Origin of the sequence: Butyrivibrio sp., from assembly GCF_017940685.1 — a bacterium.
In the GTDB taxonomy this organism is placed as follows: Bacteria; Bacillota; Clostridia; order Lachnospirales; family Lachnospiraceae; genus Butyrivibrio.
The window spans coordinates 1-6,171 of record NZ_JAGAYD010000084.1 but is presented as its reverse complement, the minus strand read 5'-3'; the positions used below and the strand labels follow the sequence as shown (position 1 = coordinate 6,171).

Annotated in this window: 5 protein-coding genes; 3 read left to right on the top strand and 2 right to left on the bottom strand. The window is 46.1% G+C overall.

What is annotated here, in order from left to right; translation table 11 throughout:
• Nucleotides 1–332: 332 nt before the first annotated feature.
• The gene (locus tag J6I68_RS05585; protein ID WP_292218289.1) at nucleotides 333–1,199 is read right to left on the bottom strand and encodes a helix-turn-helix domain-containing protein; all 867 of its coding nucleotides are present in this window, start codon (nucleotides 1,197–1,199) and stop codon (nucleotides 333–335) included.
• A gap of 158 nt (nucleotides 1,200–1,357) precedes the next feature.
• Between J6I68_RS05585 and J6I68_RS05580 the strand changes: the two genes are divergently transcribed.
• A complete protein-coding gene (locus tag J6I68_RS05580) occupies nucleotides 1,358–2,770 on the top strand; it encodes an MATE family efflux transporter (protein WP_292218285.1) in 1,413 nt (470 codons plus the stop codon).
• Here J6I68_RS05580 and J6I68_RS05575 read toward each other — a convergent pair.
• Nucleotides 2,703–3,593, bottom strand: a complete 891-nt coding sequence (locus J6I68_RS05575) for an AraC family transcriptional regulator (RefSeq protein ID WP_292218283.1) — start codon at nucleotides 3,591–3,593, stop codon at nucleotides 2,703–2,705. The two genes, J6I68_RS05580 and J6I68_RS05575, sit on opposite strands and share 68 nt — an antisense overlap.
• 216 nt (nucleotides 3,594–3,809) lie before the next feature.
• Between J6I68_RS05575 and uxuA the strand changes: the two genes are divergently transcribed.
• Both uxuA and J6I68_RS05565 read left to right on the top strand, forming a co-directional pair.
• Nucleotides 3,810–4,886, top strand: coding sequence for a mannonate dehydratase (uxuA, locus tag J6I68_RS05570; protein ID WP_292218278.1), 1,077 nt, complete (start codon nucleotides 3,810–3,812; stop codon nucleotides 4,884–4,886).
• Nucleotides 4,887–4,932: 46 nt separating this feature from the next.
• The coding region (locus J6I68_RS05565; RefSeq protein ID WP_292218276.1) for a mannitol dehydrogenase family protein at nucleotides 4,933–6,171 on the top strand (1,239 nt) is incomplete at its 3' end.

Here is a 6,171-nt window from a genome sequence, read left to right as displayed (position 1 = left end):
TCGCATGCGATAAAAAAACTGCATGGAGCGTTTGAAAATGGCGTTTGCGGCTAATGTCTCAAAACCAAAAACAATCAGCAAAACCAGGGCAGGGAGCATCCGGACCGTAGAACTTAAGGGGCCCCTTCCGAAGGCCATGAATATCGGCGATGGAAACCGGGAAAAAGATGAATATATGTGCGGGCGGCGTCACGGGCTTAAGCGGGGCCAGGCGTAGCTGGTGGGGCGGAAGGTCTGTGGCACCGGTGGAGAGCAGGCTCCCAAAGTGGCAGGGCCCAGGGCCGAAGGTGACATTAGAACCGTCCCCGTGTCAGGAAAACCGGCGCCGAGGCTTATTTCTTGGTTCGTTGCCGTTTCCGAAACTGGAGCGGCGTCATAGCAAATTCTTTCTTGAAGCATGCTGTCATGTTGCCTGGGTAGGAAAAGCCGCATTCTAAGGAGATGTCGGTGACTGACATGTCTGTGGTGAGCAGCAGGTTCTGAACATGCTTAAGTCTGGTGATGCAAAGGTACTCAGAAAATGGGTGACCCAGCTGGGCGTTAAATATTCTGGAGAAATATGATACTGAGTAGCCTGAGACTGCTGCGACTTCTTCAATCTTTATGGGCTTTTTGTAGTTCTTTTCCATGTAGTAGACAGCTTCCATGATGGGCTCTGAAAGCGGGGAAGTGTGAACTATGGACTTCTCAGTGTCGTCAATTCCCCTGTCTGCGATAAAGCTAAGGATCGTGTACAGGAGGTTCTTGAGCTTGAAAAGAGTGGCAGCATCGGCCGGAAGGCCGGTAGCTTCCTGGGCATCGTACATTTCCAGTAAAATTTCAGCAAGGCCAAATATCTTTTTCTCATCTTCCTCTGAAAAGTGCTTGGGTGGGTGTTTGAAGATACTATCAAGGATCTTGGACCCAAAAGCGGTGTTAAAGTCTGAAACGAATTCTGGGGAGAACTTGATGAGGTAACTCTCGTAATAGTCAGTGGAAGCCGGAATTGTCCTGTGATAGAGAAATGGCGCAATGGCATTTACATATCCTGCGTGGAGGACGTAACTCATGGTTGGCGTGATGACCTTGCGATCTCCGTGGATGATAAAACCAAGGGCGTAGTGATCGGAAGCCACCTCCATTGAAGGCATTTCAAAGTTCCCGGAGAGCTTTCTGTGGGTAATTATGAAGTTTTTCCCCTGGGGAAGCGGAAGCGCCATGATATCTCCTTTATGAATAGCTTATAAAAAGCATACAATATCAATTTGTTGTCATAATGACATCATATCATAATTTTGAAGCGAAAATGTCGATATTAACATGAGATAATTATTAAATTTGGTAAGAAAATAGTGGTGGGGTATGAAGGATTTATTAAATGGCACAGACTAAAGATCAAAGAAAAAAGATAGATATGACAAAGGGCAGTATCATACAAAATGTGCTGCTGTTTGCCATACCTATTGTTATTGGAAATATTCTTCAACAAATGTACACTACAGTGGATACACTTGTGGTGAGCTATTACTGTGGAGACAGGTCTCTGGCGGCTGTTGGAACCAGTGCTCAGCCGGTGGAGGTACTCCTTTGCGTGTTCCTTGGAATTGGCGCAGGAGTGTCGATCCTGGTGTCACAGAGCATAGGAGCCGGAGATGAAAAGAAAGTCTCAGAGCTCTCTGCAGCTGCAACCAGCTTTGTGTACTTAAGTGGAATCCCAATTGCCATCATTGGCTTTTTTGCTGCTCCCTACATATTGAAATTCATGGGTGTTCCTGCAGATGTCTGGGACAGCGCCCTTATCTATACAAGGCTCGTATTTTTAGGAGCCCTTGGAAACATCGGTTACAATATGAACGCCGGAATTCTGAGGGGACTTGGCGACAGCGTCGCTTCCCTTTGGTTTTTAGTGGTCTCTTGCGCCACCAATATCATTCTGGACCTTTTGTTTGTTGCGGGACTTCGCATGGATGTGGCAGGAGCAGCAATTGCTACCAGCTCATCCATGTTCCTGTCCTGGATTGTCAGTATCTTTTACATCAAAAAGAAATTTCCAGAGCTTAAGTTTACGATTTTACCCAAAACGCTTGATATGGATGACATGAAGAGCATCCTTGCTTTGGGACTTCCTATAGGACTAAATAACTCTCTGTTTTCCTTTGGACACATGGCCATGCAGACGCTGGTCAATGCCCAGGGCTATCAGTTTATGGCCGGAGCTTCAGTGGCAGGCAGGATCACAGGGATAACAAATGTTGCGATAACAGCTGTTTCCGCTGCGGCCTCCACATTTTCAGGTCAGAACTATGGAGCACGTAATTTCGACAGGCTAAGGAGAGGCTATATTTTGATCCCTGTTATCAACGGAATTGCGACACTGGCACTCGGCATGATATTTATCAGTTTCAGAATGCCCATCCTAAGGTTCTTTTCCCAGGACGAAAAGGTACTGCTGTATGCCAGCAGATATGTGGTGGCAGTGCTGATATCCCAGTGGTGCTACGCTGTATTTAACAGTATCTCCAACGTGGTGAACGGCGTTGGCATGGTCAAATTTACAACAGTCATCAATCTGATGATGCTGTGGGCAGTAAGGATCCCAACAGCCTACATCATAGACAGGTTCTACGATGGAACATACATTATGTTCTGTTTCCCTGTTTCCTTCCTCTTTGGAATGATCTGCATGATCGGGTACTATATCTTTTCACCGGCATGGAAGAGCATCATTGAGAAGGGCCGCGACCGTAAAGACTCTGGTATTCCTTTGGGGACATACCATATTCCTTCCTGAAAGCTTTGAAAAAGCTGGAGTAGTCCCTGAATCCGAACCTCTCATAGGAAGATGTGATGGACTCTCCGCTGGTTATAGCGTTTCGACACTCGTCGAGGCGCTTTTTTATTATGTATTGGTGAAGGGAAATTCCCAGAGTATCCTTGAACAGATGGGCTACATAGTACTTGCTGACATAAAATTTCCCTGCAATATCTTCAAGGGACAAAACATCTTCAAGGTTATTTTCCACGTAAGAGAGGATGTTCTGGAAAAGAGACAGCTCATCCTGTCCGCTTTCCTTGTGCTCCTCATCATAGATGACTCTGTTGATGGTAAGGATCAGGTCGCAGAGGCACAGGTGTCTTGCAGCGTCTGAGCCGTATCTTTCACTGGAAATTTCCTCAAGAAGCCGCAAAAATCTTGATTCGACCTGGTGAAATTGGGCTGGTGGCAGGTGATAGATGTACTTGTGAAAGGCCTCTGCCTTCTGGATAAGGTACATGTAATCTATAGATTCCTGGGTAAGGCTCTCGCAGCAGTCCCTGCTGATCCAAAACACAAACCTTCTATAGTTCCTGCTGGGATCGTCCATGACTGCGTGGTGCATGATCCCTGGAGGCACCAGCATCAGATCTCCTGGAGACATCTTTTGCTTGTGTACAGTGCCACCTGCAAATATCTCCATGGTGATATCGCCCTCGATAAACAGGTAACACTCGTAGTAGTCGTGGGCGTGGGGGCTTAAGGTCTTAAAGTCCTTGTCGGAGTAGTAGAACACCTCAAAGTCTGAGGAGACCATGTACTGTCTTGAATTGAAGGATGAGCGGAGTTTGTTTTTCATGATGTCCTTTCCGGGGAGTGGTCCATGGGGACGGGGTTTAGGGACCATTTTTCAAAAATGGTCCCTAAACCCCGTCCCCATGGACCACTTTCCTAGCCAGAATTCTACAACAATTTTTGCAATGTCTGCAACAATTAATTCTATTCAAATCTCTTTTCCCAGAACGTAAAGTGTATATAACGATAAAACAAGCATCTATTACGGAGGTATTTACTTATGGAGATGACACTTCGCTGGTACGGAAAAGAGTTTGATACTGTTAAGCTTTGGCAGATCAAGCAGATTCCAGGCGTTACAGGAGTTATTACAACACTTTACAATAAACAGGCTGGAGAGCTCTGGACACAGGACGAGATCAAGGCCTTAAAGGCTGACGTGGCTGCAGAGAACATGCATATTGCAGGTATCGAGTCTGTTAACGTATCTGATGCCATCAAGGCAGCAACTGCTGACAGAGATGAGCATATCGACAACTACATCAAGACTTTGGAGAACCTTGGTAAGGAAGACATCCACATGGTCTGCTACAACTTCATGCCAGTTTTCGACTGGACCAGGTCTGAGCTTGCAAGGAAAAGAGAGGACGGCTCAACCGTTCTTGCATACACCCAGGAGGCTATCGACGCCATCGACCCTGAGAAGATGTTCGAGTCAATCTCCGGCGAGATGAACGGCACTGTAATGCCAGGCTGGGAGCCAGAGAGAATGGCTAAGGTAAAAGAGCTTTTCCAGATCTACAAGGATGTTGACGAAGATAAGCTTTTTGAGAACATCGTTTACTTCCTTAAGGCGATCATGCCAGTCTGCAACAAGTACGACATCAAGATGGCTATCCACCCTGATGATCCAGCCTGGTCAGTATTTGGACTTCCAAGGATCATCAACAACGAAAAGAACATCTTAAAGCTCATGAAGGCAGTTGATGACGTGCACAATGGCGTAACCTTCTGCTCAGGTTCTTACGGAACAAGTCTTGAAAACGACCTTCCTCACATGATCAGAGCACTTGAGGGCAGGATCCACTTCGCGCATGTAAGAAACCTTAAGTTCATTTCTCCTACAAACTTTGAGGAGGCAGCTCACCTTTCTTCAGACGGAACCTTCGACATGTACGAGATCGTGAAGGCTCTCTACGAGACAGGTTTTGAAGGACCTATCCGTCCAGACCACGGACGTATGATCTGGGGCGAAGTTGCAATGCCAGGTTACGGCCTCTACGACAGGGCCCTTGGCGCAACCTACATCAACGGACTTTGGGAAGCTATCGAAAAATCACATCAAAGAGGCCTGTGAGCACTTAACGAGTACAGGACTTTCGTTTTAAAAAGGAGAAACAATCATGAAGTTATGCGATGAGAGTATTAAAAATGACAATACCTGGAAAGAGAAAGGATTTTATATTCCTTCTTTTGACAGAGACAAGATGATAAAAGAAACTGTTGCAGCACCAGAGTGGGTTCACTTCGGCGCAGGTAACATCTTCAGGGCATTCCAGGCTAACCTGTCCCAGAAGATGATCGAGCAGGGCTTCGATTCCAAGGGCCTTACAGTTGTTGAGGGCTTTGACTACGAGATCATCGAAAAGATGTATCGTCCCCATGACAACCTGTCAATCCTTGTTACCTTAAAGGCAGACGGATCAGTCGAGAAGTCCGTAATTTCAAGTATTGCTGAGTCCTGCATTCTTGATTCAGAAAATGAATCTGAGTTTAACAGGTTAAAAGAGATCTTTTCTGCAGATAGTCTGCAGCTTGCAACATTTACTATCACAGAGAAGGGCTACAGCCTTGTAAATGCATCAGGGGAGATCCTTCCAGCAGTTAAGGAAGACTTTGAGAATGGCTCAGAGGCTCCAAAGAGCTACATTGGAAAAGTTGCGGCATTACTGTACGCAAGATATAAGGCAGGCGAAAAGAAGATCGCCATGGTCAGCACAGACAACTGCTCCCACAACGGAGACAAGCTCTATGACGCCGTTCACTCTTTTGCAAAAGAATGGACAGTTGGCGGCCTGGTAGAGTCTGGGTTCCTGTCTTATATCGAAGACGAGAGTAAGGTAAGCTTCCCATGGTCAATGATCGACAAAATCACACCAAGACCAGACGATTCCGTTAATGAGATCCTTAAAAACGACGGCGTTGAGGAGCTTGAGCCTGTGGTTACTTCCAAAAAGACCTGGGTTGCTCCTTTCGTAAACGCAGAGGAGAGCGAGTATCTTGTAATTGAGGACAAGTTCCCTAACGGAAGACCTGCTCTTGAGAAGGTCGGAGTTATCTTCACAGATAAGGAGACTGTTGACAAGGTTGAGCGCATGAAGGTTTGCACATGTCTTAATCCTCTTCATACAGCTCTTGCAGTATATGGCTGCATTTTAGGTTACACCAAAATCTCAGATGAGATGAAGGATGAGAACCTTGTAAATCTTGTTAAGAAGATCGGCTACGACGAAGGACTTAAGGTTGTTACAGATCCTGGCGTAATAAAGCCCCAGGAGTTTATCGATACAGTTGTAAACGTTCGTATCCCTAACGTATTCATGCCAGATACACCACAGCGTATTGCAACTGATACTTCACAG

Excerpts from the sequence above, each read along its gene's own strand:
- J6I68_RS05585 (WP_292218289.1), bottom strand. The coding sequence starts at position 1,199 with ATGGCGCTTCCGCTTCCCCAGGGGAAAAACTTCATAATTACCCACAGA.
- J6I68_RS05580 (WP_292218285.1), top strand. The coding sequence starts at position 1,358 with ATGGCACAGACTAAAGATCAAAGAAAAAAGATAGATATGACAAAGGGC.
- J6I68_RS05575 (WP_292218283.1), bottom strand. The coding sequence starts at position 3,593 with ATGAAAAACAAACTCCGCTCATCCTTCAATTCAAGACAGTACATGGTC.
- uxuA (WP_292218278.1), top strand. The coding sequence starts at position 3,810 with ATGGAGATGACACTTCGCTGGTACGGAAAAGAGTTTGATACTGTTAAG.